Source organism: Stenotrophomonas sp. YJH_SMC_64 (assembly GCF_059371375.1).
In genome coordinates this window covers 11,898-35,341 of the sequence record NZ_JCAFUN010000009.1, presented here as the reverse complement: position 1 = coordinate 35,341, position 23,444 = coordinate 11,898, and the positions used below count along the sequence as shown (strand labels likewise).

Here is a 23,444-nt window from a genome sequence, read left to right as displayed (position 1 = left end):
TTGAAGAAAACGAAGCAATCATGATACCCGGAGCAACCTGGCGGGCCCTCGCTCAGGTCACCACCACCAGCGGCACCCCGCGCCGCGGGTGCTCCAGCACCACCACATCCTGCTGGTAGACCCGCTGCAGGTTGTCTTCGGTCAGCACCTGCAACGGCGTGCCGTCGGCCGCCACCCTGCCCTGTTCCAGCAGCACGATGCGGTCGGCATAGCCGGCGGCAAGATTGAGGTCGTGCAGCACCACGATCACGCACGCACCGGCTTCGGCACAGGCGCGCACACTGCGCAGCGTGCGCTCCTGATGGCGCAGGTCCAGCGCGGCGGTCGGCTCATCCAGCAGCAGCAACGGCGTATCCTGCGCCAGCACACGCGCGAACGTGGTGCGGGCGGACTCGCCACCGGACAGCTGCTGCACCTCGCGCAGGCGCAGCGCCTGCAGTTCGGCGGCATCGATGGCCGCTTCCACCCGGGCATCGTCCGTGACCGGGTCCGGCGGGTGTGGCAACCGGCCCATCGCCACCACCTCCTCTACGCTGAAGGCGAAACGAACGCCGTGCTCCTGCGGCATTACCGCGCGCTCGCGCGCCAGCGGCCCGGCCTTGTAGCTGGCCAGCGGTTTGCCCAACAGGCTCACCTCGCCCGCATCGGCGCACAGGTCGCCGGCCGCTACCGCCAGCAACGTGGACTTGCCTGCGCCGTTCGGGCCAACCAGCGCAGTCACGGTACCCGGCTCGAACGCCAGCGAGATGCCATGCAGGATCTCGCGCTGCTGGCGGCGCACCACCAACTCGTGCAGCTTCAGCAGTACGCTCATGGCGCCGCCTTGCGGCGCTGCTGCAGCACCAGCCAGAGGAAGAACGGCGCGCCCAGCGCGGCCGAGAACAAGCCCAGCGGAATCTCCGCCGGCGGATCGAGCGTGCGGGCCGCGGTGTCGGCCACCACGATCAGCAGCGCGCCCAGCAGGCCGGACAACGGCAGCAGCCAGCGATGCCCGGGGCCGACCAGCAGGCGCGCCACGTGCGGCACTACCAGGCCCACGAAACTGATCGAACCGGCAAAGGCCACCGCCGCGCCCACCAGCAGCGCACTGAACGCCACCAGGCGACGCCGCGTGCGGGTCACGTCCAGCCCGAGGTGCTGCGCCTGGCGTTCGCCCAGCGCCAGCATGTCCAGCGGCGTGGCCAACCGCTGCAACGCGAACACGCCGATGGCAAACAGGGGCACCACCGCCGCCACATCGGCCCAGTTGGCACGCGCCAGCGAGCCCATCTGCCAGAACACCAGCGACTGCAGTTCGCTTTCGCTGGCGATGTAGGTGAGGAAACCGATCAGCGCCGAGCAGAACGCGGCCATCGCGATGCCGACCAGCAGCAGCGTGGCATTGCCACTGCCTTTCCCGGGCCGCGCCAGCGCATAGGTCAGGCCGATCGCCAGCGCACCGCCAACGAACGCGGCCACAGGCACCAGCCAGCCGGCTGCGCCCGCAGCGCCGAGAACAATGGCAGCCACTGCCCCCAGCGCAGCACCCTGGCTGACACCGACGATGCCGGGATCGGCCAGCGGGTTACCGAACAGGCCCTGCAGACTGGCACCGGCCATCGCCAGCGACGCACCGACCATCGCACCCAGCAGGGCACGCGGAATGCGCAGCTGCCAGACCACGGCCAGGTCGCGGCCGCTGACTGCTTGCGGATCGAGCAGCCCCAGCTTCACCGCCAACGCCTGCATCACCTCCAGCGGCGGCAGCCGCAGCGGGCCCACGGCGAACGAGGCCAGCACCGTACCCAGCAGTGCCAGCAACGCCACCAGCAACATCGTCCGCCCGCGACGGCGGCGCCGATCCGCCGGACTCATGCCTTCGGCAACGCCGCCAGGGCCTTGGCCAGCGCCAGCGCGCCCGCACCGGAACCGACACTGGTGTACTTCAGCTGCACGTCCGGCATCACCCAGACCCGATTGGCCTGCCCGGCCGGGGTCTGCTTCAGCGTCGGGTACGCCTTCCACAGGCCCTCGGCACCGCCGAACAGCTGCAGGTCATGCTCGGTCACCAGGATCACCTCCGGCGCTGCGGCGACCACGCCTTCATTGCTCAGCTGCGAGTAGTTCTTCACCCCCGCCTCGGTGCCGATGTTGACGCCGCCAGCCAGCGCGATCAGCTGCGCCGAGGCGCTGTCGGCACCGGCAACAGTCGGTGAGCCGCCAGCGCCGGTGGCCGACACGTGGATCAGTCGTGGCGCATGGCCCAGGCCCTTGCCAATCGCTGCAGCCTCGTCGAGCTGACGCTGCACCTGCGTGGCCAGTGCTTGCCCTGCCTCGGCCAGCCCTAGTGCCGCGGCGACCTTGCGCACCTTGTCCGGCGCTGGCTGCAGGTCATCGATGACTACCGCCGGCTCGCCCACTTCGCGCAGCTTCTTGGCCAGTTCGGTATGGCGGCGCAGGCTGTTGCCGAGGAACAGCGAGCCCTGCAGGCTCAGCACGCCCTCCACGCCAGTGGTTCGGTTGAACAGGAACTGGTGCGGCGCGGCCAGGCCGGCCTGGGTGGTGGTGTTGGTCGGCGCGGCAAATACCTGCTTGCCCAGCCCCAGTGCTTCGATCACCGCGATGACGTCGTCGCCACCGGCGATGATCCGGCTGGTATCGGCCACTTCGATATCGGCGCCATCATCGGAATGCACCTTGGCCGGCAGCACCGCCTTCTGGCCGTGCACGGCCGGCATTTCGGCTCCTGCCACGCGCTGCCAGCCTGCCGGCAGCGCGGTTTCCGCAGCGGCCGCCGTTGCTGCGGGCGACTCGGCAGGCGTATCGGCATCAGAGGGAGCCGACGAGCCGCCACAGGCAGCCAACGCCAGCGCAACAGCGAACGGAAGCGCACACAGGCGCAGACGGGACGCGATGTTCATGCACATTCTCCTTGCTGGCAGGGCGACGCGCACGCCGCCCCACCGTGTGACTTACTGCTTCGGGGTGATGCGGGTGATGCGGTCACCCTTCGGGTCTTCAGCGCCGCGCGACTTGTTCACCGCGAACACGTTGCCCTTGCCATCGGCGCGGACGTGGTTCGGCAGCGTGCCGCCATCAAGATTGGCGACCACCTTGCCGTCACCGTTCACCACGGTGACCGTGCCAGCGCCACGGTTGCTGACGTAGGCGAGGCCGGAGGCATCATCGAAGGCGACGTTCAGCGCGCCGGCGCCGACCGGCACATCGTGCAGCACCCTGCCGGCGGCCACGTCGACGATCAGCAGGTTGTCGGTGCCCTGCGAGGCCACGTACAGGCGGTTGCGTGCCGCATCAAAGGCCACGCCCGAGGCACTGATCGAATTGCCCAGATCGATGACCTTCTCGACCTTGCCGCTGGCCACATCGATCACCGCCGCTTCCGGGGTGCCGATGCTGACGGTGAACAGCTTGCCGCCCTTCTCGTCCAGCACCAGGCTCATCGGGGTGAACTTGCCGTCGTCCACGCCGGATTCCAGCGTCACCTGCGGCAGTTCCTTGAAGGTCTTCGCATCGAACACCGACAGGTGGTCCTCGCCGGTGGCAGAAGCGAACACCTTGCCGCGCGTGCCGTCGACCACCACGTCGCGCGCGTGCGGCACGGCATCGACCGGGAACTGATGGACCAGCGACAGGTCCTTCTGGCGATAGACCGCGATGGAATTCTGGCGGGTGTTGGTGACCCAGACATTGCCGTTGGTGTCATCCACGCCCACGCCGTAGACCGCATAGACCGCACCATTGGTGCTGCCCGGCACCTGCGCCGGGGTGATCGCCTTGGTCACCTTCAGCGACTTCGGGTCCAGCTTCAGCAGCTGCGACTGGGTCACCGGCGGGCGGCCCACCGCCGAGGTCACGAACACCGCATTGCTGGCGGCGCTGTAGGCCGACTGGTACAGGCCCGGCACCAGCTTGTTGGACTGGGTGGCGAACTGCGCCTGGCCGGACAGCGGCAGCTGCGGCGAGACGCGCAGCTTCAGCACGGTGGCCGCAGCCGGTTGGCTGGCGCGCACCACCACCGGATGGGTGCCCGGCACCGCGTCGGCCGGAATGCTCAACTGGGCCTTGAAGTTGCCATCCGCGTCGACCACCAGCGGCTGCGCGTTGAGCACGCTGTCGCCACGCAGCAGGCTGACCTTCTGGCCCGGCACGAAACCGCGGCCGACCACGTCGGCAGTGCTGCCGGGAACCACGTTCTCACCGCGTGAGACGACTTCACCCTTGAAGGTGGCGTTGGCCGGCTGGTCGAACACCGGCTGCGCGGTGGCGGTCACCGCCAGCAACAGGCCGGCGGCGAGAGAGGTGAGACGGAAAGACGGACGGAACGACATGGAAGGCTCCTTGCACACGTAGGCCGCGCCACGTGACGCGGGATTCATCGGTTGCCTGGGCCGCTGCACGCCGGCAGCCTCGCCTGGGTAGTGGGGTCGCACGGCATCGCGTGCGAAGGGATTCACTCGGCGGCGTTGTCACCATCCGTGGGGGCACCGTCACCGGCGCTGCGATCGGTCACGCCGTACAGTTCATGCAGCGCGGCATGGAACGAGGCCGGCAGCATCGGGCCGTGTCCCAGCCCCGGGAACTCGCGGTACTGCACGCTCATGCCCGGCACCTTGGCCAACCGTTCTGACAACTGCCACGCCGCATCCGGCGTGGCGCCACCGATGCGGCGCAGGTGCGCGACCACCCTTGGGTTGCTCAGGTCGCGCTTGCCACGATCGCCAACACGCTCGGCACCGCCCAGCATCAACCAGAGCTTTGCCGGCTGGCCATGCACGTTCTGCACGAACTGCTGTTCCGGATCACCCAGCGCCGCGCCCTGGCTCCACCACAGCGAGGGACTGGCCGCCAGATAGGACTGGAAGGCGGCGGGACGGGTGTACAGCGCATTGAGCACGAACAACCCACCCAGCGAGTGGCCCCACAGCGCTTGCTGCTGCGTATCGATGCGTGCGCGACGCTCGACTTCCGGCTTGATGCGGCGTTCGATCACATCCAGGAAGACCGCAGCACCACCGCCGACCGCCTGTGTCGTACCGCTCTCATCGTCGGCGCGGTCGATCCACGCGGTGTAGTCGCGGGTGCGCGCCTTGGAATCGATGCGCAGGTCGTTGTCGTAGCCGATCAGCACCAGCACCGGTGGCGCCTTGCGCGCGGCCAGCTCGGCCAGCAACGGCTGATCCAGCACCATGGCGACGGCATTGCCGTCCAGCGCGTAGAGCACCGGGGAGGGCGTCTTGCCGGCCTTGGCCGGAATCACCAGGTTCACCCGCCAGCGGCGTTGCTGGTCGGGACTGTCCACCACGAAATGCTCGAAGCGATAGCTGGCCGCCGGCTCGTCGAGTACGGTGTGGCCAATTTTCTGCAGTGGATTGCGCTGCTGCGCATGGGCGTACGGGGTGGCCAGGAGCAGACCCATCATCAAGGCGGCCAGGCCGCGGGCCAGCGGACCACGGCGCGAAGGCGGGACGAAATGCATCATCAGCGGCGGCAGGAGCGACCAATGGCCGCCGGTTCATAGGGGACCGCAGTCTACCTTAAACGCGAATGATTATCACATCGATCAAACGTCACACTGTGTATCACGCGCGCGATACGTTCATTTTCCCGGTTGCACCGGAAACACTGAATCCACTATTTTGCCCGGCAGCGGGGCGCAGGAGCGCCCTACCCTCGCAGGGCTGCGGATGGATGGGTGATCGAGCCATCGGCCGCGCCCTGTCTATTGCCAAACCTATCCACGCATGGCGTGGATCTACTGACCACCACCCACGGGAATGGATCCCGTGACTGCGAGAACACCTTGAAGCGCACCACCCTGATCGCCCTTTCCCTTGGCCTGCTCGCACCGCTGGCCGCCCATGCCGCACAGGACCTGCCAACGCTCTACCAGGCCTTTGAAGAGGCCGGCAATTCGTCACTGGGCATGGACCAACTCAACCAGACGGTGACATTCACTGCCGTCGCACTGAGCGTTTCCAGCAACCTGGCGGGCGAGCCACTGATCGAGGCCGGCGATGACCAGGGCAATGTCCTGGCCCGGCTGACCAGCGACGACGAACAGCAGGCGGCCAAGCTGGGCGCACTGGAAGAAGGCGCGACTTTCACCGCCAGCTGCACGCTGCAGTTCAGCTCGGGCACCGATTACCTGTCCTTCGGCGATTGCACCATCAAGTAAAGATGAAGCCGGCAAAATGCCGGCTTCTTTTCTTTGCCTCTGTAGCGTCGAGCCATGCTCGACTCATGCATCATCACGGCCCCGTAGGCACCGGACCATACACATTCTCCTGCGGCGTGCCCGGCAGCAGCGAGAAGATCATGATCACGATCCCGCCACCCGGTACCAGCGCCAGCAGGAACAGCCAGCCCGACTGGTTGCAGTCATGCAGGCGGCGTACGGTCACTGCGATCAGCGGCACGATCGTGGCCAGCCACATCACACACAGCAGCACCACCATGCCGATCAGGATGCCGGCCAGCGCTTCGGCACTGTTGCGCAGGAGGATCGCCAGCACGCCGGCCAGCAGCATCACTGCCGTTGCGACCAGGAACAGGAACAGCTGGTACATCCAGTACTCGCGGCGGTTCGCGCGGCCCTCGAACTGGGCGTAGCGCTTCAACGGCAGAATCATTTCCTGCACGGCATCGATCCTTGAAAAAGTAGCCGCGCAGTGTGCCAAATGAACGTGCCGGGAACAATGTTGCCACTGCAGGGTCGAGCCGTGCTCGACTGCCTTACCGAATATGCCAACAAGCCTGCCAAGAGCGAAGTCGAGCATGGCTCGACGCCACATGAACCGGGTCAGCGGCCCTTCGCGGCGCGCGCAGCCTCGCGCTCGGCGCGCAAACGATCCAGCTTTTCCTTCAACTTGATTTCCAGCCCGCGCGGCACCGGGTTGTAGTACACCCGTTCGCCCATCGCATCCGGGAAACCGGTCTGGTCGAGCGCGATGCCACCCTCCGCATCGTGGTCATACTGGTACTCGGCGCCGTAGCCCAGTTCCTTCATCAGCTTGGTCGGCGCATTGCGCAGGTGCAGCGGCACTTCTTCTGTGCCGCTCTCGCGCACATCGGACTTGGCCTGGTTGAAGGCCGCATAGCCGGCATTCGACTTCGCCGTGCTGGCCAGATAAAGCACCAGCTGGGCGAACGCGAGCTCTCCCTCCGGACTGCCCAGCCGCTCATAGATGTCCCACGCTTCCAGCGCCATGCTCTGCGCACGCGGGTCGGCCAGGCCGATATCCTCGATGGCCATGCGGGTCAGCCGGCGCGCCAGGTAAGACGGATCGCAGCCGCCATCGAGCATGCGGGTCAGCCAGTACAGCGCGGCGTCCGGGTTGGAGCTGCGCACGGATTTGTGCAGCGCCGAGATCTGGTCGTAGAACTGCTCGCCGCCCTTGTCGAAGCGGCGGGTACGATCGGCCAGCACCTGGGTCAGGGTCTGCGGCGTGATGCGCCCACCCTCCCCGCCCGCCAGCTCAGCGGCGATCTCCAGCAGGGTCAGCGCACGGCGCACGTCGCCGTCGGCGGCGGTCGCAATTTCCAGCAGCAGCTCGGGAGCGACCTCGATGTGCTCTTCACCCAGGCCGCGTTCGCGGTCACCCAGCGCACGCTCCAGCGCCTCAACGATGTCTGTGGGCGAAACGCCTTCCAGCACATGCACGCGGCAACGCGACAGCAGCGCCGAATTCAGCTCGAAGGATGGATTCTCGGTGGTGGCACCGACGAACAGGATGGTGCCGCGCTCGATATGCGGCAGGAACGCATCCTGCTGCGCCTTGTTGAAGCGGTGCACCTCATCCACGAACAACACGGTGCGGCGGCCTTCGGCGAAGCGTTGCGCGGCCTCGGCCAGCACCTGGCGCACCTCCGGCAGGCCGGACAGCACGGCAGAGATGGCGCGGAATTCCGCATCGGCGTACTCGGCCAGCAGCAGCGCCAGCGTGGTCTTGCCGCAGCCCGGCGGCCCCCACAGGATCATCGAATGCACGCGACCGGATTCGACCGCGCGGCGCAGCGCACTGTCCGGCGCCAGCAGGCGCTTCTGCCCGACCATTTCGTCCAGGGTGCGGGGGCGCATGCGCTCGGCCAGCGGGCGCATGTGTTCCCGATCGACGCTCAGCAGATCGGGTCCGGGGAATGAAGTGGAGCGATGTCTTGGCACCCGGTCATTGTACCGCGCCGCCCAACGGTAGCGCCGGACCGTGCCCGGCGGGCGGGACGCGATGTCTGGTAGTGCCGGCCGCTGGCCGGCAGATCAAAAGCATGTCAACCAAGGTTGACACCCACCAAAGCGGTGCCGGTTGAAACCCACCAGAGCGGTTGGCGCCGGGCCACAGGATTCGGTAGTGCCGGCCGCTGGCCGGCAGATCAAAAGCGTGTCAACCAAGGTTGACACCCACCAAGGCGGTGCCGGTTGGCACCCACCAGAGCAGGTAGGGCCAGGCCATGCCCGGCGACCACCATCAATTACCGATGACGTCGGTGCCCTTCGGCGGCGTAAAGCTGAAGGTGCCGGCGGCGAAGCCCGGGTTGCGCTTCCAGCCACTGAAGCTGATCACGGTACGCTGGCCAACCGCATCGGTGATTTCCATCTTGGCCAGCCCCTGCGCGTTGAAGCCCAGCGCGGCGTACTGGAAGCTGGCTTCGGTCTCGCGCTTCGGCGACAGCGACAGCCACTGCAGGCCGTCGCGCTGCGCGGCCTCTTCGCTGACGTCGTACTGCTGCTCCAGCAGCGCCGGGTTGATCAGCGCGGTCAGCGGGCTGTTCTGCTCTTCCTTGCCCTGCTCGCGCACGGTGGCCTGCTCCAGGTCCGGCTCGTACATCCAGACCTTCCTGCCGTCGGCCACGATCAGCTGTTCGTGCGGGCGCACGTATTCCCAACGGAACAGGCGCGGCGCCGACAGGGCCACGCGACCACTGGTTGATTCCTTCACCTTGCCGCGACTGTCGAACACCTGCTGGCTGAACTGGCCATCCAGGCCCTTCAGGCCGCTGGTGAAGGTCTTCAGGTCATCGCGGGCGCCAGCCCAGGCGCTGCCGGCGGCGGCGCAGGCCACGGCCAGGGTGGTGGTGGCAAGGAAACGGCGGAAGCGGAAGTTCATGCGGGAATCCTGTGGGCGCGGGCGCCAGGAAAGGTGGTTGCCAGTGTGCCCGGGGAAAGATGAATGGGCGATCAGGGCGACATTATGCCGCCCTGAACGTCCATCGGCGATTCAGCCACCGGATCCCGGCAGCTTGCCGTACAGCACCTGGCCGCGGAAGCCACGCCGCACTTCGCGATACAGCGCGCGGAACGCCGGATAGTCCTGCGGCTGGCACAACGCCTCTGGCCCACGCACTGCATTCTGCTGCAAGCGGTGGTGCACGATCACCTCCTGGCCCTCGCGACTCCAGTCCACCCGGTACTCGCCGGCTGCATTGGCGAAACGCTGGCTGGCCGGGATGGCGATGATCGGCGCATTGGCCGGGAACTGCAGGCGATAGGTTTCCTCGCGCAGGCTGGCATTGCAGTAGAACGGCGTTTCGTTGGCCGGCGCCGAGGCGGTGGCGTACAAGCCACGCACCGACTCGCCGCCCGGCGGGTCCGGCACGGCCATGCCGCCGGCCACGCTGAAGTCGGCGTAGTCCTCGGCCTGGAACGCCATGCGATAGCCAAACGGCCGGGTCAGATCGACCGGCACGCCCTGGATCTGCAGCTGCCCTCGCCCATCGAAACCGGAGGCGGCCATGATCTGCTCTTCAGCGCGCGCACGGTTCTGCGCGTTGAGCTGGGAGAACTGGGCACGCATGCCGATCTCGGCGTTCTCGCCCAGTTTCGGAATGGTCTCGCCGCGCAGGTTGCCGTTGGCGTCGAAGGTGAAACGCACCTCCATCGAGGTGGCATTGCGCTCCGGCGTGTTGGCCGGGGTGCGTGCCAGCGTGGCGTCGCGGGTACGCATCACCGGCGCACCCAGATCACCTTCCGGCAGCTGACCGAAGCGCGCCCACGCGGTGGTCGAATCCAGGTAGAGATCAAACTCGGGAATGTAGGTGATGGCGTGGTTGAAGCGGCCCAGCACCGGAATCTTCGGCAGCGTCGGACCGCCGCCGGCACCGATCAGCACCGGCGAGCTGGCGATGCCCTTGGCCGCCAGCAGCGCCTCCAGGATCGTCACATGGTCCTTGCAGTCGCCATAGTGGTTGTCGAGGATGCTCTGCGCGCTGTTCGGCTCCAGCCCGCCATTGCCCAGGTACACCGCCACGTAGCGGATGTTCTGCGCAACCCAGCGATACAGCGCATCAGCCTGCTCGCGGCGGTCGCTGATACCCGCGGTGATCTCATCACCCAGCGCCTGCAGCGCCGGGGTCACCTCGGCCGCCGGGCCCGCCTTGAGCTGGTAGGCGCGACCCATCTGCGACCAGTCACGATAGGTACTGGCCATGATGTTCGGGCCGAACTCCCAGCCCGCCGCCGACCAGTTCTGCGCCGGCATCGCCTCGCGACGCTGGTAGCGCCAGCGCCACTGCGCCTGGCCGTTCTTCACCGTCGGGCGATCGCTGCCCTGCACGCCGCGGCTGTCGATGAACATCGGCAGGTTGGCCGGCGCACTCAGGGTGACTTCGGCGTCCTCGTACTCGGTGAACACATTGAAGGTCTCCCACAGGCCGAAATAGCCCGGGAAGTACGGCGTGGCTTGGGTGCGGCGCACCTGGTAGTACAGACGGGTGCCCGGGGCCAGGTTCGGGAACACGATCACCCGCACCTTGCGGTCGGCATACATCGCCGCCGAAGCGCTGGAGTAGCTCTCCTGGGTGTAGATGCGGTCGGCCGGCACGTCGCGACGCTGGCCGTCGGCGGTGATGGTGTAGGCGCCGAGCACTTCCAGCGTCTCCATCTTCTCGCTGTAGCTCAGCCGCACCTGGCTGAACTGCTCGACGGAGGCCTTGGTCTTGAGCAGGACTTCGTAGGTTTCGGTCTGCACATTGCCCGCATCCGGCCGCACCTGGTAGTCGGCGCGGTAACGGACAATGCTGAAATTATTGCTGGCTTCGGTATCGCCGCTGGTGGAAGGCGGCGCCGTGGCGGGCGCGGAGGTGGCGGTGTCTGCCAGTGCCGGGCCGGCAGCCAGGAAGGCTGCCAGCGCCAGTGCCAGCGCGCTTGGTACGGGGTGAAGCATGCGTCGGTTCCTTGGACGTCGTGGGGGATACGTCGGGTCTTACTTCGGCGGCGGCGGTGCCAGCACCGTGCGGTCGCCGTTGTGCTCGGGCGGACTGACCACGCCGGCCGCTTCCATGGCCTCGATCAGTCGCGCCGCGCGGTTGTAGCCGATCTTCAGCCGGCGCTGCACGCCGGAAATTGAGGCACGGCGGGTCTCGGTGACCACCCGCAGCGCTTCGTCATACAAGGGGTCGGACTCATCGCCGGCAGAGCTGTTCTCGGGCAGGCCGGTGGCACCGACGACCACGCCGTCGCCCATCGTCTGCACTTCGTCCAGCACGCCGTCGACATAGTCGGCCGGGCCCATCGCCTTGAGATGTTCGACCACGCGATGCACTTCCTCGTCGGAGACGAAGGCGCCGTGCACGCGCTCGGGCATGGCGGTGCCCGGCGGCAGGTAGAGCATGTCGCCGTGGCCGAGCAGGGTTTCCGCACCGGACTGGTCGAGAATGGTGCGCGAGTCGATCTTGGAGCTGACCTGGAAGGCGATGCGGGTGGGGATGTTGGCCTTGATCAGGCCGGTGATCACGTCCACCGACGGGCGCTGCGTGGCCAGGATCAGGTGGATGCCGGCCGCACGCGCCTTCTGTGCCAGGCGCGCGATCAGCTCTTCCACCTTCTTGCCGACGATCATCATCATGTCGGCGAATTCGTCGATGAAGATGACGATGAACGGCAGCGTCTCCAGCGGGCGCGGTGCCTCGCCCAGCTCCGGGTTCGGCTTGAACAGCGGGTCCATCAGCGGCTGGCCGGCGTCTTGGGCTTCCTTCACCTTCTTGTTGAAGCCGGCCAGGTTGCGCACGCCCACCGCGCTCATCAGCTTGTAACGGCGCTCCATCTCGGCCACGCACCAGCGCAGGCCGTTGGCGGCCTCCTTCATGTCGGTGACCACCGGCGCCAGCAGGTGCGGGATGCCCTGGTAGACGCTCAGTTCGAGCATCTTCGGGTCGATCATCAGCATCCGCAGGTCTTTCGGCGAGGCCTTGAACAACAGGCTCAGCACCATCGCGTTGACCGCCACCGACTTGCCCGAACCGGTGGTACCGGCCACCAGCAGATGCGGCATGCGTGCCAGGTCGGCCACGGTCGGGCGACCGGCGATGTCCTTGCCCAGCGCCAGGGTCAGCACACTGGCCGACTTGTCATATTCCTTCGAGCGCAGCAGCTCGGACAGGAAGATCATCTCGCGGGTGACGTTGGGGATTTCCAGGCCGATCACCGACTTGCCCGGAATGACGTCGACCACGCGCACCGACTTCACCGACAAGCCGCGCGCGATGTCCTTGTCCAGCGAACTGATCTGGCTGACCTTGATGCCCGGTGCCGGCTCGATCTCGAAGCGGGTGATGACCGGGCCGGGATTGGCGCCGACCACCTGCGCATCGATGCGGAAGTCCTTCAGCTTGAACTCGATCTGCCGCGACAGGGTCTCCAGCGTTTCTTCGTCGTAGCCCTTGGGCTGCGGCTTGGGATCATCCAGCAGTGCCAGCGGCGGCAGGTCCGAGCCATCACCGTTGACGCCGCGGAACATCGGAATCTGGGTATCGCGCTTGGCCCGATCGCTCTTCTCGATCACCGGCTCCGGACGCGGCTCGATCTTCACCGGCTCGCGCTTGGCGCGCACCTCGGCGTCGGCCTTGCGCACTTCCTGGCGCTCCTCGCGCATCACCCGGGTCTGCTTCCACTCGGTGACTTCTTCCTTCTTGCGTTCCAGCAACGGCGCCAGCGACATCACGCCGCGGCCGATCTTCTCCATCACCGTGAACCAGGACAGCCCGGTCGCGAGCGTGATCGAGGCCAGCAGCAGCACCAGCACGAACAGGTTGGCGCCCAGCGCGCCGAAGCCCACCGTGAGCGAATTGCCCACCAGCTTGCCGAGGATGCCGCCGGCGCTGGAGACGTCGCCACTGAACAGGCGCACGTGCAGGAAGCCGGTGCCGGCGATGAGGAAACCGACCAGGCCGACCAGGCGCAGCGCAGGATCCAGGTCGTTCTCGCCCTTGCTCTCGCGCTTGAGCCCGAACATGGCGATCCACGCCAGCGCGCCGAGCACCACCGGCAGCAGGAAGGCGATGTAGCCGAACAGCTGCAGCAGCACGTCGGCGATCCAGGCCCCGGCGCGGCCACCCAGGTTGTGCACCGGCGCGACCACGCTGCCGGTATGCGACCAGCCCGGATCAGTCGCTGAATAGGTGAAAAGACTGGCCGCCAGGTACAGCAGGGCCGGCGCGATGGCGATCAGGCCCAGATCGCGCCAGAGACGCTGGCGGCGTGGATTGTCGGTCGTCGCCGCCGCGGCCGTGCGACGTGACGCCTTGCTGTCGTCGGACTTGGAGCGTTCGGGGACCTGCTTCGCCACCTTAGACCATACCTTTGGAATGCGCTGTTAGTGATTGATAATAAATGAGACGGCGTCAGTTTTCAGTTATGCGACGTCCGGCAGGCCAATCCGGGGGCCGAAACCACTGCTGGATGACGGCGTTCCGTTCATCGGCTTGAATCGCCCTGCCCCAGCCGCCACTCTATGACCAGCCAAGGATGCTGCGCAAACATCGCCAGCGCCTTGTCCCATCTACCTTTTCGCGAGTTTACATGAGCACCAGCCTGCCCTCCCGCCACCAGCGCCTCGTCATCCTCGGTTCCGGCCCGGCCGGTTGGACCGCCGCCGTCTACGCCGCTCGCGCCAACCTGAAGCCGGTCGTCATCACCGGCCTGCAGCAGGGCGGCCAGCTGATGACCACCACCGAGGTGGACAACTGGCCGGGTGACGCCCACGGCCTGATGGGCCCGGACCTGATGGCGCGCATGCAGGCCCATGCCGAACGCTTCGAGACCGAGGTCATTTTCGACCACATCCACACCGCCGACCTGTCGCAGCGCCCGTTCAAGCTGATCGGCGACAGCCACGAGTACACCTGCGATGCGCTGATCATCGCCACCGGCGCCACCGCCAAGTACCTGGGCATCCCGACCGAAGACGAGTTCAAGGGCCGCGGTGTGTCCGCCTGCGCCACCTGTGACGGCTTCTTCTACCGCGACCAGGACGTGGTCGTGGTCGGTGGCGGCAACACCGCCGTGGAAGAGGCCCTGTACCTGTCCAACATCGCCCGCAAGGTCTACCTGGTCCACCGCCGCGACACCCTGAAGGCGGAAAAGATCATGCAGGACAAGCTGTTCAAGAAGGTGGCCGAAGGCAAGATCGAGACCGTCTGGCACCACCAGGTGGAAGAAGTGCTGGGCAATGATGCCGGCGTGACCGGCGTGCGCGTGAAGTCCACCCTGGACGGCAGCACCCGCGACATCGACGCCCACGGCTTCTTCGTGGCCATCGGCCACCACCCGAACACCACCCTGTTCGACGGCCAGCTGGCAATGAACAACGGCTACCTGGAAATCCGTTCGGGCCTGGGCGGCAATGCCACCCAGACCTCGGTGGAAGGCGTCTTCGCCGCCGGCGACGTGGCCGACCAGCACTACCGCCAGGCGATCACCTCGGCCGGCTTCGGCTGCATGGCCGCACTGGACGCAGAGCGCTACCTGGACGCACAGGGCAAGGCCAGCTGAGAGGCTGACCCGCTCCGGTAGGGCCGAGCCACGCCCGACTCCGGATGAAAGGCCGACGCCAGTGCGTCGGCCTTTCTGTTTCATCTGCCCTATCCTTCCCTCATGCCTTCCCCCCGCTTCCTCGACTCCCTGCAGTCCATCCCCGCCACCGACTGGAATGCCCTGCACGACGGGCAGAACCCCTTCGTCAGCCACGCCTTCCTCTCAGGCCTTGAACAGCACGGCTGCCTGCGCGAGGACTGGGGCTGGCAGCCCCGGCACTTCACGCTCTGGGAAGGCGACAGCTTGGTCGGCGCCATTCCGGGCTACCTGAAGACCAATTCGCACGGCGAGTTCGTGTTCGACCATGCGTGGGCCAACGCGTATGCCCGTCATGGCCGCGACTACTATCCGAAGTGGCTGGGCGCGGTGCCGTACTCACCGGTCACCGGCCCGCGGTTGCTGGCCCGTCACGATTCAGATCGCGCCACCTTGCTGCCGGCATTGCGCGAGGCGCTGCCGGCACTGGACGTGTCCTCGGCCCATATCAACTTCCACACCGCAGTGGACGAGGCGCTGTTCGGCGATGACTGGCTGCTGCGCGAAGACGTGCAGTTCCAGTGGCAGAACCCGGGTGACTGGGCGACATTCGACCAGTTCCTCGGTGCGATGAACCACAAGCATCGCAAGAACATCCGCCAGGAACGGGCCAAGGTCACCCGCCAGGGCATCACCTTCCGCGTGGTGCACGGCGATGAAGCCAGCCGCGCGGACCTGCAGGCGATGTATCGCTTCTACCTGCAGACTTTCCTCGAGTACGGCAACGCCCCGGCGCTCACCGAGGCCTTCCTGCGCCATCTGGCCATTTCATTGGGCCGCGGGCTGGTGCTGTTCCTGGCCGAACAGGACGGCGAGCCGATTGCCGGCGCGCTGTGCCTGCGCGGTGGCGACACCCTGTACGGCCGCTACTGGGGCGGCGCCACCCTGCCCGGCCTGCACTTCGAGGCCTGCTACTACCAGGGTATCGAGTACTGCCTGCGCGAAGGGCTGACCCGATTCGAACCGGGTGCACAGGGCGAGCACAAGCTGGCGCGGGGCTTCCTGCCGACGCTGGTGCGCAGCCGGCACTGGGTGGCCGATGCGGATTTCGCAGAAGCACTGCAGGACTGGTGCCGGCAGGAACGGCGCGATGTGCGGCGCTACCAGCAGGAGCTGCAGGGGCATGGGCCGTTCCGCGTAGAGCCGTAGTGCCGAGCTGGCTCGACTGGCGCGGCGCCGAGAAGCGTGCCAACCAAGGTTGGCACCTACCAGGGCAGTGGGGCGCGCCAACCAACGTTGGCACCTACCAGGACAATGGAGAGCGCGCTGCGCTCAGGTGCACTGCCAGAAGTGCCCACTCACCCGACACGTCGCGCACCAGAACGTATAGAGCATGCCGCCGCTGCCCCATAGCAGCGTGCCCTCACTCGTGGTGGGCAGCGTCGAATCCAGCTGCATCACGAAGGGCATCTCCTCGCCGCAATCGACGCACGCCGGGTACCAGGCACGCTGCACCCAGCTGGGCGCGCCGCCCACGCGCGACAGGTTCTGCCGATGGTTGGACTGGCCCCAGTCCTGCTGCTGCCACCGCCTGGTATCCATGGCGACCAGGCCGATCTCGGCACGCACCAGGTCACCGCTGTCGGTCGGCGTGGCCGGCACCTCCAGACGCTGGCTGGGGTGGCAGCTGGGCAGGCCGACGGCATCGTGGCGATAGAAGCGCACGGGCGGGTCTTCCCAGCCGCAGCAGTCCAGGCACAGGCCCAGCGTGATCTCACCCGCCGCGCCCGGCTGCAGCGCGGCAGCGTCGGTTCGCATCAGGCGCTGCAGCGGTGCATGGCAGCTGCCACACAACGCTTCCATCGGTCCTCCCATCTGCCCCGCATGGTGCACCTGCCCACCATTCCAGGTTGGGTGCAGGCGCCAGATACGCTTGCGCCAGCTCGGTTCGTCCGCCTGCTGCGCGCGATGCTGCTCGCGGCCAAAGCGGATGTGCAGCGGCCGCTCCCCATGCAGGCGGCGCGGCAGCGGCCCATCCGCCACGCCGGCCCAATGCGCCCAGACCTCAGCATCCAGCGCGCCCCAGTCAGCGAGGTAGCCGCGGGCAACGGCATAGCTCTCGGGCTGCGCCGCGAGCAGCAGCGCCCTGGCCCGCGCCATTTCTCGATCGTCATCGGCTTCGGCCAGAATCTGTGCCCACTGCACGGCAGTGGCAGACGGCAGACCCCGCCACACCTGCGAAGCCAGCTGCAGCTCATTCTCACTGGCAATCGCCAGCAAGGCCTCCCAGTCGTCCTGCAGCACCTGCGGCGCCTGGTAGCTGGCGAATTCGATCACGCTGGCCTGCAGCTCACCGCGCTCACCATCACGATAGCGACGCCAGGCCTCGGCACAGACCGGCGCAACCGCTTCGTCGGGCAGCAGATCCAGCGTCATGTCGAGAAAGGCCGAGCTGGGTGAACGCCGGGCAAGGGCCAGCCGCATCAGCGCACCGAGCTGGCCCGGCTGCTCAGTCGCCAACGCCAGCAGCATGCTCTGGCTGTCGTTGCACGTGCGCGGGTTGTCGTGCACATCGAGGATGGCGGTGATCGCGTCACTCATGCGTGGGCTCCTTGCCGTTGGACACTGATGTTGCCAGACATCAGCGGTCACCACGGCGAATACAATGAGGGCATGACCCGCCAGCTGCCCTGGCGCCTGGCTGATGCGCCCGACGCCCCCTTTCCTCCAGCCGAGACCGCGCTGCGCCAGCCCGATGGCCTGCTCGCCGTCGGCGGTGACCTGCACCCGGTGCGCCTGCTCAATGCCTACGCTGGCGGCATCTTTCCGTGGTTCAGCGAGGGCGAGCCGATCCTGTGGTGGTCGCCGGACCCGCGCATGGTGTTCCGCACCGAGGGCGTGCATCTGTCCAGCCGGTTCCGCCGCCAGCTACGCAGCAGTACGTGGGAGGTCACCGCCGACACCGCCTTCAGCCGCGTGATGCGCGCCTGTGCGGCAGCACCGCGGCCCGGCCAGGACGGCACCTGGATCAGCCCGGCGATGGTCGAGGCCTACGGCCAGCTGCACGACCTGGGCTTCGCCCATTCGTTTGAAGTCTGGGACCGGCAGACCCTCGTCGGTGGCATCTACGGGGTGGCAATCGGGTCGATGTTCTTCGGCGAAAGCATGTTCAGTGGCGCCAGCGGCGGCTCCAAGATCGCACTGGCCGCCCTGGCATCCACCCTGCATGGTTGGGGCTGGGAACTGATCGATGCCCAGGTGGAGAATCCGCACCTGCTGCGGATGGGCGCCGAGCACCTGCCGCGCGCGGAATTCCTGCAGCACGTGCGCCGGGCCGTGCGCGGTGACGGCCGGGAAGGCCCATGGACCCAGGCGGTTGGACGCCTGCCAGCACGGCGTTTGGCCGGGGGTTAACACAAACTTTGCAAGCTGGCGCCGTCACGCGTAAAATACCGCGCCTTAGGCCCAGCGTGGCCGTTTTCTGAACCGCACAGGACTACATGTCGAAAGACGATTCCATCGAGTTCGAGGGCACCGTCAGCGAGACGCTGCCGAACACCACTTTCCGCGTTCGCCTGGAAAATGGGCACGAAATCATCGCCCATATCTCCGGCCGCATGCGCAAGAACTACATCCGCATCCTCACCGGTGACCGGGTCAAGGTTGAAATGACCCCGTATGACCTGACCAAGGGTCGTATCACCTACCGCATGAAGTAAGCGGTCGGCGCCTGGCGCCACTCGACAAGGCCAGCCCTGGTTGCTGGCCTTTTGTCATGACCGGAATCCGGCCCTGCCGGAGGTCACCGTGACCGAGCTCACCGTGGCATCGGTCAGCCCCGCTTGCGGCAGATTCGCGCCTGCAGCCGCCGCGGCATCGTGGGATCCGATCCAGTCCGGATCGCCACCCCCTCCCGATCATGAACGCCCTGCTCCCGCACGTCCTGCTGCCGGCAGTTCTGCTGGTCAGCCTCCCCCTGGCGGCATTCGCCGCTGAACCCAGCAAGCCCTCCAACGCGTCCGAGTGCATTGCCCTCAGCGCCAATCGCGATATCCGCCCCTCCAGCACGGAACGCGAGGTGTTGCTGCGCGACGGTGACAACCACTATCGGGTGCACCTGCAGAAGCGCTGCCTGGGCGCTGCCGCCTCGGCCAGCTATGTCTTCTTCACGCCCAGTACCCCTGAACGGATCTGCGGCGATGCCCGCAGCACACTGAAAACCGACAGCAACCACTGCACCGTGACCCGGATCGAACCGATCGATGCGGCGACCTTCAGGCGGCTGGCGCAGCAGGGGCGTTGAGTTGCAGTGAATGCGACAAGGGCGGCCGAAGCCGCCCTTGTCATTTCCAGTCTTTCACGCCAAGCCTGCGGCGTCAGCTCATTCCACCGTGACCGGCAGCAGCCGCTCCGGCTCGGCCTGGGTCTCGACCACCAGCTCGTCGTCGCGCACGTCGATGCTGACCTTGCCGCCGTTGACCAGCTTGCCGAACAGCAGCTCGTCGGCCAGCGGACGCTTGATCTTGTCCTGGATCACGCGGGCCATCGGACGGGCACCCATCAGCGGGTCGAAACCATGGTGGGCCAGCCAGTCGCGCGCGGTCGGGGTGGCCGACAGGCTGACGTGCTTGTCCTGCAGCAGCATCTCCAGCTCGATCAGGAACTTGTCGACCACGCGCAGGATGTGCTCGAAGCCCAGCGCCTGGAACTGCACCACCGCGTCAAGACGGTTGCGGAATTCCGGGGTGAAGCTGCGGCGGATGGTCTCCATCGCGTCGGTGGCATGGTCCTGCTTGGTGAAGCCGATCGACCGCCGCGAGGCCTGCGCGGCGCCGGCATTGGTGGTCATCACCAGCACCACGTTCTTGAAGTTCGCTTCGCGACCGTTGGTATCGGTCAGCACACCGCGGTCCATCACCTGCAACAGGATGTTGAAGATGTCCGGATGCGCCTTCTCGATCTCATCCAGCAGCAGCACGCAATGCGGCGTCTTGACGATCTTCTCGGTCAGCAGGCCGCCCTGGTCGAAACCGACGTAGCCCGGAGGCGCGCCGATCAGGCGGCTGATCGAATGCGGCTCCATGTACTCGGACATGTCGAAGCGGACCAGCTCGATGCCCAGCTGCAACGCCAGCTGCTTGGTCACTTCGGTCTTGCCGACGCCGGTCGGGCCGGCGAACAGGAAATTGCCGATCGGCTTTTCCGGGTTGCCCAGGCCCGAACGGGCCAGCTTGATCGCCGAGGACAGCGTCTCGATGGCCGGGTCCTGGCCGAAAATCACCATCTTCAGGTTGCGCTCCAGGTGCTGCAGCACATCCTTGTCGGTGGCACTGACCTGCTTGGCCGGGATCCGCGCCATCTTGGCCACGATCGCCTCGACCTCCTCGACGTCGATCAGCTCCTTGCGCTGCTCCTCGGGCAGCAGGCGCTGGCGGGCACCGGCCTCGTCGATCACGTCGATGGCCTTGTCCGGCAGCAGGCGGTCGCCGATGTGCTTCACCGACAGGTCCACTGCGGCCTGCAGGGCCTCGTCGGAGTAGGTCACACCGTGATGCAGCTCGTACTTGGACTTCAGGCCCTGCAGGATCTCGTAGGTCTCGCCCACCGTCGGCTCGACGATGTCGATCTTCTGGAAGCGGCGCGCCAGCGCGCGGTCCTTCTCGAAGATGCCGCGGTATTCCTGGAACGTGGTCGAGCCGATGCAGCGCAGCTCGCCCGACGCCAGCGCCGGCTTGATCAGGTTGGACGCATCCATGGTGCCGCCCGACGCCGAACCGGCACCGATGATGGTGTGGATCTCGTCGATGAACAGCACCGCGTTGGGCACCTTCTTCAGTGCCGTCAGCACGCTCTTCAGGCGCTTCTCGAAGTCGCCACGGTACTTGGTACCAGCCACCAGTGCGCCCAGGTCGAGCGAGTAGATCACCGCGTCGGCCAGCACGTCGGGCACCGAGCCTTCGATGATGCGGCGGGCCAGGCCCTCGGCGATGGCCGTCTTGCCTACGCCCGCCTCACCGACGTACAGCGGATTGTTCTTGCGGCGGCGGCAGAGGACCTGGATGGTGCGCTCGATCTCGTCGGCACGGCCGACCAGGGGGTCGATGCGACCTGCCCGGGCCTGGTCGTTGAGGTTGCTGGCGAATTCGGTCAGCGCATCCCCCTTGGGCTCGCCCTCCCCGCCTTCCATGCGGCTCTCGCCCTCCGGGGACGAAGACGACTGCTCGCCTTCATCGCCCAGCTTGGCGATGCCATGGGACAGGTAATTGACCACATCCAGCCGGGTCACATCCTGCTGGTTGAGGTAATAGACAGCGTGGGAGTCCTTTTCGCCGAAGATGGCGACCAGCACATTGGCGCCGGTGACCTCCTTCTTGCCCGAGGACTGCACGTGGTACACGGCCCGCTGCAGCACACGCTGGAAGCCCAGCGTCGGCTGGGTGTCGCGGCCATCGTCTTCCGCCAGGCGGGACACGGAGGCCTCGATGGCCTGCTCCAGCTCCTGGCGCAGGCGGTCGGCATCGGCACCACAGGCCTTCAGTACGGCCTGGGCTGACGGGTTGTCGAGCAGTGCCAGCAGCAGGTGTTCGACCGTCATGAACTCATGCCGGGCCTCACGGGCGCGCTTGTAGCACTGGCCGATGGTGTGTTCGAGGTCTTTGCTGAACATGGATTACTCCGGCGGCAGATGGGGACAATATGCGGCCTGACTACGCGATTTCCATCACCCTAGCGGATTGCTGCGTTCAGATGGCGTTAGCAGTACAGATCGCTTGATCTTCATTCACTCCAGGACAGCCCACACAGCATGAGCGAACCCTACCTGAGCCGCTGGCGATTGCGGCGTGATGGCCCGGCCCTCCGTACGCCTCACGCCCGGCTCTGGCCGGTGCTGACCGCTGCGGGCGAGCCAGCGATGCTGAAGATCAGCAGCGAGACCGAGGAGCAGAACAGTCATCGCCTGCTACGCTGGTGGAACGGCGATGGCGCCGCCCGCCTGCTGGCCCACGAGGGGCCTGCGATCCTGATCGAGCGTGCCCGCGGTGACTCGCTGCGGCAACGCTCGATCGAGGGCGACGATGACGCCTGCACCGCGATCCTGTGCCAGGTCCTGCAGCGGCTGCACCGGCCACGGAGCGCGCCGCCAGCGGAACTGGTCTGCCTGCGTACATGGTTCGCCGACCTGCTGCAGCCAAGGGCTGTGCTGCCGCCACTGCTGGAACAGTGCAGATCACTGGCGGAGGGGCTGCTGCATGACGAACAGGAGATCCGCCCGCTGCACGGCGACCTGCATCATGACAATGTGCTGGATTTCGGCCCGCGCGGCTGGTTGGCGATCGACCCGAAGCGACTGCTGGGGGACCGTGCGTTCGATTACACGACGATGTTCAGCAACCCGGACCTCTGTGGTCCGGGCATCCACGTTGCGACGCGGCCCGAGCGGTTTGCGATCCGCCTTGAGCAGGTCTGTGCGCTGGCCGAACTGGAACGCACACGCCTGCTGCGCTGGATCGCGGCCAGCACTGCGCTGTCGGCAGTGTGGTTCAGGGATGACGGCGACCCGGCCGATATCGACGAGACAGTCGCCCGGATGGCCCTGGAGGCGCTGGCGGAGAGGTGAGACCCGCGCTTGGCAGGTGCGCACCTTGGCGGGCACGCCCCATCCACGGTCGATACGGGCTTCTGCCTTGGTAGGTGCCCACCTTGGTGGGCACACCCATCCGGGATTGATGTGCCCGGACGAGAACCGGCAGCTGGTCAGGCCTTTTCCATCGTGCACAGCAGCGGGTGCTGGTTCATCCGCGAGTACTCGTTGACCTGGGCGACCTTGGTCTCGGCCACTTCGCGGGTGAACACCCCGCACACGCCGCGGCCGCGGGTGTGGACGTGCAGCATCACCTGCGTGGCCTTGTCCAGGTCCATGCTGAAGAACTGCTGCAGCACATCCACCACGAAATCCATCGGGGTGTAGTCGTCATTGAGCAGCATCACCTGGTAGAACGGCGGCGGCGCCACTTCCGGGCGCGCGGCCTCTACGGCGACGCCGTGCTCGTGCTGGGAATCGGGGGAAGACTCATGGGGCATCGGGCCATTATAGAGGCTCGGGCGCGCCTGCGTCGGCCTGCCGCAGATTGGACGGCACGCACGCCCACCGTCACAATTGCACCCTCTCTCAACACTGTTTCACAGGATTTTCATGAAAAGGACCCTTCTCCCCGCCCTCCTGATCGCTCTGGCTGCCACCGGCTCCGCTGCCGCCGCAGACGCCGACAAGGCCGTGGCCCGCCATCTGGACAAGCTGGGCTACACCTACGAAGTCGATGAGGACGGCGACTACCGCATGGTCTTCGACGTCGAGGGTGACCGCACCCAGATGGTCTACGTGCGTTCGTCGGTGGAAGATTTCGGTACCCACAACATCCGCGAGATCTGGTCGCCGGCCTACAACGCGAAGACCAAGCAGTTCCCGGTGGCCGTGGCCAACCGCCTGCTGGAAGATTCGCAGGATGCCAAGATGGGCGGCTGGGTAAAGCAGGACACCACCGCCATGTTCGTGGTCAAGATCGACGCCGATGCCACTGCCGACCAGCTCAGCGACGCCATCGATGCGGCCATCCGCACCGCCGACGCCATGGAGCTGGAACTGACCAAGAAGGACGAGTTCTGA

The 23,444-nt window shown here is 66.6% G+C and carries 21 protein-coding genes; 8 read left to right on the top strand and 13 right to left on the bottom strand.

From position 1 onward, the window contains the following. Window positions 1-52: 52 nt before the first annotated feature. The 5 genes from AC5P9L_RS11000 to AC5P9L_RS10980 all read right to left on the bottom strand — a co-directional run bounded on the left by AC5P9L_RS11000 (window position 53) and on the right by AC5P9L_RS10980 (window position 5,479). Entirely contained in the window at window positions 53-814 is a 762-nt protein-coding gene (locus AC5P9L_RS11000) for a heme ABC transporter ATP-binding protein (protein ID WP_227415850.1), read from the bottom strand. Further along, window positions 811-1,854: a FecCD family ABC transporter permease gene (locus AC5P9L_RS10995; protein ID WP_087803523.1), complete on the bottom strand. Its 1,044-nt coding sequence runs from the start codon at window positions 1,852-1,854 to the stop codon at window positions 811-813. Before AC5P9L_RS10995 ends, AC5P9L_RS11000 begins: the two co-directional genes overlap by 4 nt. After that, window positions 1,851-2,900, bottom strand: a complete 1,050-nt coding sequence (locus AC5P9L_RS10990; protein WP_099596999.1) for a heme/hemin ABC transporter substrate-binding protein — start codon at window positions 2,898-2,900, stop codon at window positions 1,851-1,853. The genes AC5P9L_RS10995 and AC5P9L_RS10990 overlap by 4 nt, the downstream gene beginning before the upstream one ends. 51 nt (window positions 2,901-2,951) lie before the next feature. Further along, window positions 2,952-4,328 carry a YncE family protein gene (locus tag AC5P9L_RS10985; RefSeq protein ID WP_043033554.1) on the bottom strand — a complete coding sequence of 459 codons (1,377 nt, stop codon included), beginning with the start codon at window positions 4,326-4,328 and terminating at the stop codon, window positions 2,952-2,954. A 122-nt stretch (window positions 4,329-4,450) separates the two neighbouring features. Continuing rightward, window positions 4,451-5,479 carry an alpha/beta hydrolase gene (locus tag AC5P9L_RS10980; protein ID WP_024957363.1) on the bottom strand — a complete coding sequence of 343 codons (1,029 nt, stop codon included), beginning with the start codon at window positions 5,477-5,479 and terminating at the stop codon, window positions 4,451-4,453. Between the two features lie 321 nt (window positions 5,480-5,800). Here AC5P9L_RS10980 and AC5P9L_RS10975 point away from each other — a divergent pair, with 321 nt between their 5' ends. Beyond that, window positions 5,801-6,175, top strand: coding sequence for a hypothetical protein (locus AC5P9L_RS10975; protein ID WP_005413292.1), 375 nt, complete (start codon window positions 5,801-5,803; stop codon window positions 6,173-6,175). 73 nt (window positions 6,176-6,248) lie between these two features. Here AC5P9L_RS10975 and AC5P9L_RS10970 read toward each other — a convergent pair whose 3' ends face one another. The 5 genes from AC5P9L_RS10970 to AC5P9L_RS10950 all read right to left on the bottom strand — a co-directional run bounded on the left by AC5P9L_RS10970 (window position 6,249) and on the right by AC5P9L_RS10950 (window position 13,556). Further along, on the bottom strand, window positions 6,249-6,638 hold the full coding sequence (locus AC5P9L_RS10970) for a DUF805 domain-containing protein (protein ID WP_005413291.1): 390 nt from the start codon (window positions 6,636-6,638) through the stop codon (window positions 6,249-6,251). Between the two features lie 161 nt (window positions 6,639-6,799). Continuing rightward, on the bottom strand, window positions 6,800-8,098 hold the full coding sequence (locus AC5P9L_RS10965; RefSeq protein WP_005413290.1) for a replication-associated recombination protein A: 1,299 nt from the start codon (window positions 8,096-8,098) through the stop codon (window positions 6,800-6,802). A 364-nt stretch (window positions 8,099-8,462) separates the two neighbouring features. Continuing rightward, complete coding sequence (lolA, locus tag AC5P9L_RS10960) at window positions 8,463-9,101, bottom strand: outer membrane lipoprotein periplasmic chaperone LolA (RefSeq protein ID WP_024958744.1); 639 nt, start codon at window positions 9,099-9,101, stop codon at window positions 8,463-8,465. A 111-nt stretch (window positions 9,102-9,212) separates the two neighbouring features. Further along, window positions 9,213-11,156 (bottom strand): DUF3857 domain-containing protein, encoded by a 1,944-nt coding sequence (locus AC5P9L_RS10955; RefSeq protein ID WP_227415852.1) that lies wholly within the window; start codon window positions 11,154-11,156, stop codon window positions 9,213-9,215. 39 nt (window positions 11,157-11,195) lie between these two features. Further along, window positions 11,196-13,556, bottom strand: coding sequence for a DNA translocase FtsK (locus tag AC5P9L_RS10950; RefSeq protein WP_107431873.1), 2,361 nt, complete (start codon window positions 13,554-13,556; stop codon window positions 11,196-11,198). 233 nt (window positions 13,557-13,789) lie between these two features. Between AC5P9L_RS10950 and trxB the strand changes: the two genes are divergently transcribed. After that, window positions 13,790-14,761 (top strand): thioredoxin-disulfide reductase, encoded by a 972-nt coding sequence (gene trxB, locus AC5P9L_RS10945; protein ID WP_005409600.1) that lies wholly within the window; start codon window positions 13,790-13,792, stop codon window positions 14,759-14,761. A gap of 102 nt (window positions 14,762-14,863) precedes the next feature. After that, window positions 14,864-15,988, top strand: a complete 1,125-nt coding sequence (locus AC5P9L_RS10940) for a GNAT family N-acetyltransferase (protein WP_062606991.1) — start codon at window positions 14,864-14,866, stop codon at window positions 15,986-15,988. A 123-nt stretch (window positions 15,989-16,111) separates the two neighbouring features. Here the strand turns inward: AC5P9L_RS10940 and AC5P9L_RS10935 are convergent, their stop codons facing one another. Next, window positions 16,112-17,380: a hypothetical protein gene (locus tag AC5P9L_RS10935; protein WP_172711748.1), complete on the bottom strand. Its 1,269-nt coding sequence runs from the start codon at window positions 17,378-17,380 to the stop codon at window positions 16,112-16,114. 72 nt (window positions 17,381-17,452) lie between these two features. On the opposite strand from AC5P9L_RS10935, the gene aat reads away from it, so the two are divergent. The 3 genes from aat to AC5P9L_RS10920 all read left to right on the top strand — a co-directional run bounded on the left by aat (window position 17,453) and on the right by AC5P9L_RS10920 (window position 19,082). Continuing rightward, a complete protein-coding gene (gene aat / locus AC5P9L_RS10930; RefSeq protein WP_032966047.1) occupies window positions 17,453-18,193 on the top strand; it encodes a leucyl/phenylalanyl-tRNA--protein transferase in 741 nt (246 codons plus the stop codon). An 86-nt stretch (window positions 18,194-18,279) separates the two neighbouring features. After that, a complete protein-coding gene (gene infA, locus AC5P9L_RS10925; RefSeq protein ID WP_005409596.1) occupies window positions 18,280-18,498 on the top strand; it encodes a translation initiation factor IF-1 in 219 nt (72 codons plus the stop codon). Window positions 18,499-18,698: 200 nt separating this feature from the next. Next, window positions 18,699-19,082 (top strand): hypothetical protein, encoded by a 384-nt coding sequence (locus AC5P9L_RS10920; RefSeq protein ID WP_062606987.1) that lies wholly within the window; start codon window positions 18,699-18,701, stop codon window positions 19,080-19,082. Between the two features lie 78 nt (window positions 19,083-19,160). On the opposite strand, the gene clpA is transcribed toward AC5P9L_RS10920, so the two are convergent. Then, a complete protein-coding gene (gene clpA, locus AC5P9L_RS10915; protein ID WP_005409594.1) occupies window positions 19,161-21,446 on the bottom strand; it encodes an ATP-dependent Clp protease ATP-binding subunit ClpA in 2,286 nt (761 codons plus the stop codon). A gap of 138 nt (window positions 21,447-21,584) precedes the next feature. Between clpA and AC5P9L_RS10910 the strand changes: the two genes are divergently transcribed. Beyond that, entirely contained in the window at window positions 21,585-22,397 is an 813-nt protein-coding gene (locus tag AC5P9L_RS10910) for an APH(6) family putative aminoglycoside O-phosphotransferase (protein ID WP_060380214.1), read from the top strand. 137 nt (window positions 22,398-22,534) lie between these two features. Here AC5P9L_RS10910 and clpS read toward each other — a convergent pair whose 3' ends face one another. Then, a complete protein-coding gene (clpS, locus tag AC5P9L_RS10905) occupies window positions 22,535-22,861 on the bottom strand; it encodes an ATP-dependent Clp protease adapter ClpS (RefSeq protein ID WP_005409592.1) in 327 nt (108 codons plus the stop codon). A gap of 112 nt (window positions 22,862-22,973) precedes the next feature. Here clpS and AC5P9L_RS10900 point away from each other — a divergent pair, with 112 nt between their 5' ends. Next, on the top strand, window positions 22,974-23,444 hold the full coding sequence (locus AC5P9L_RS10900; RefSeq protein ID WP_005409591.1) for a hypothetical protein: 471 nt from the start codon (window positions 22,974-22,976) through the stop codon (window positions 23,442-23,444).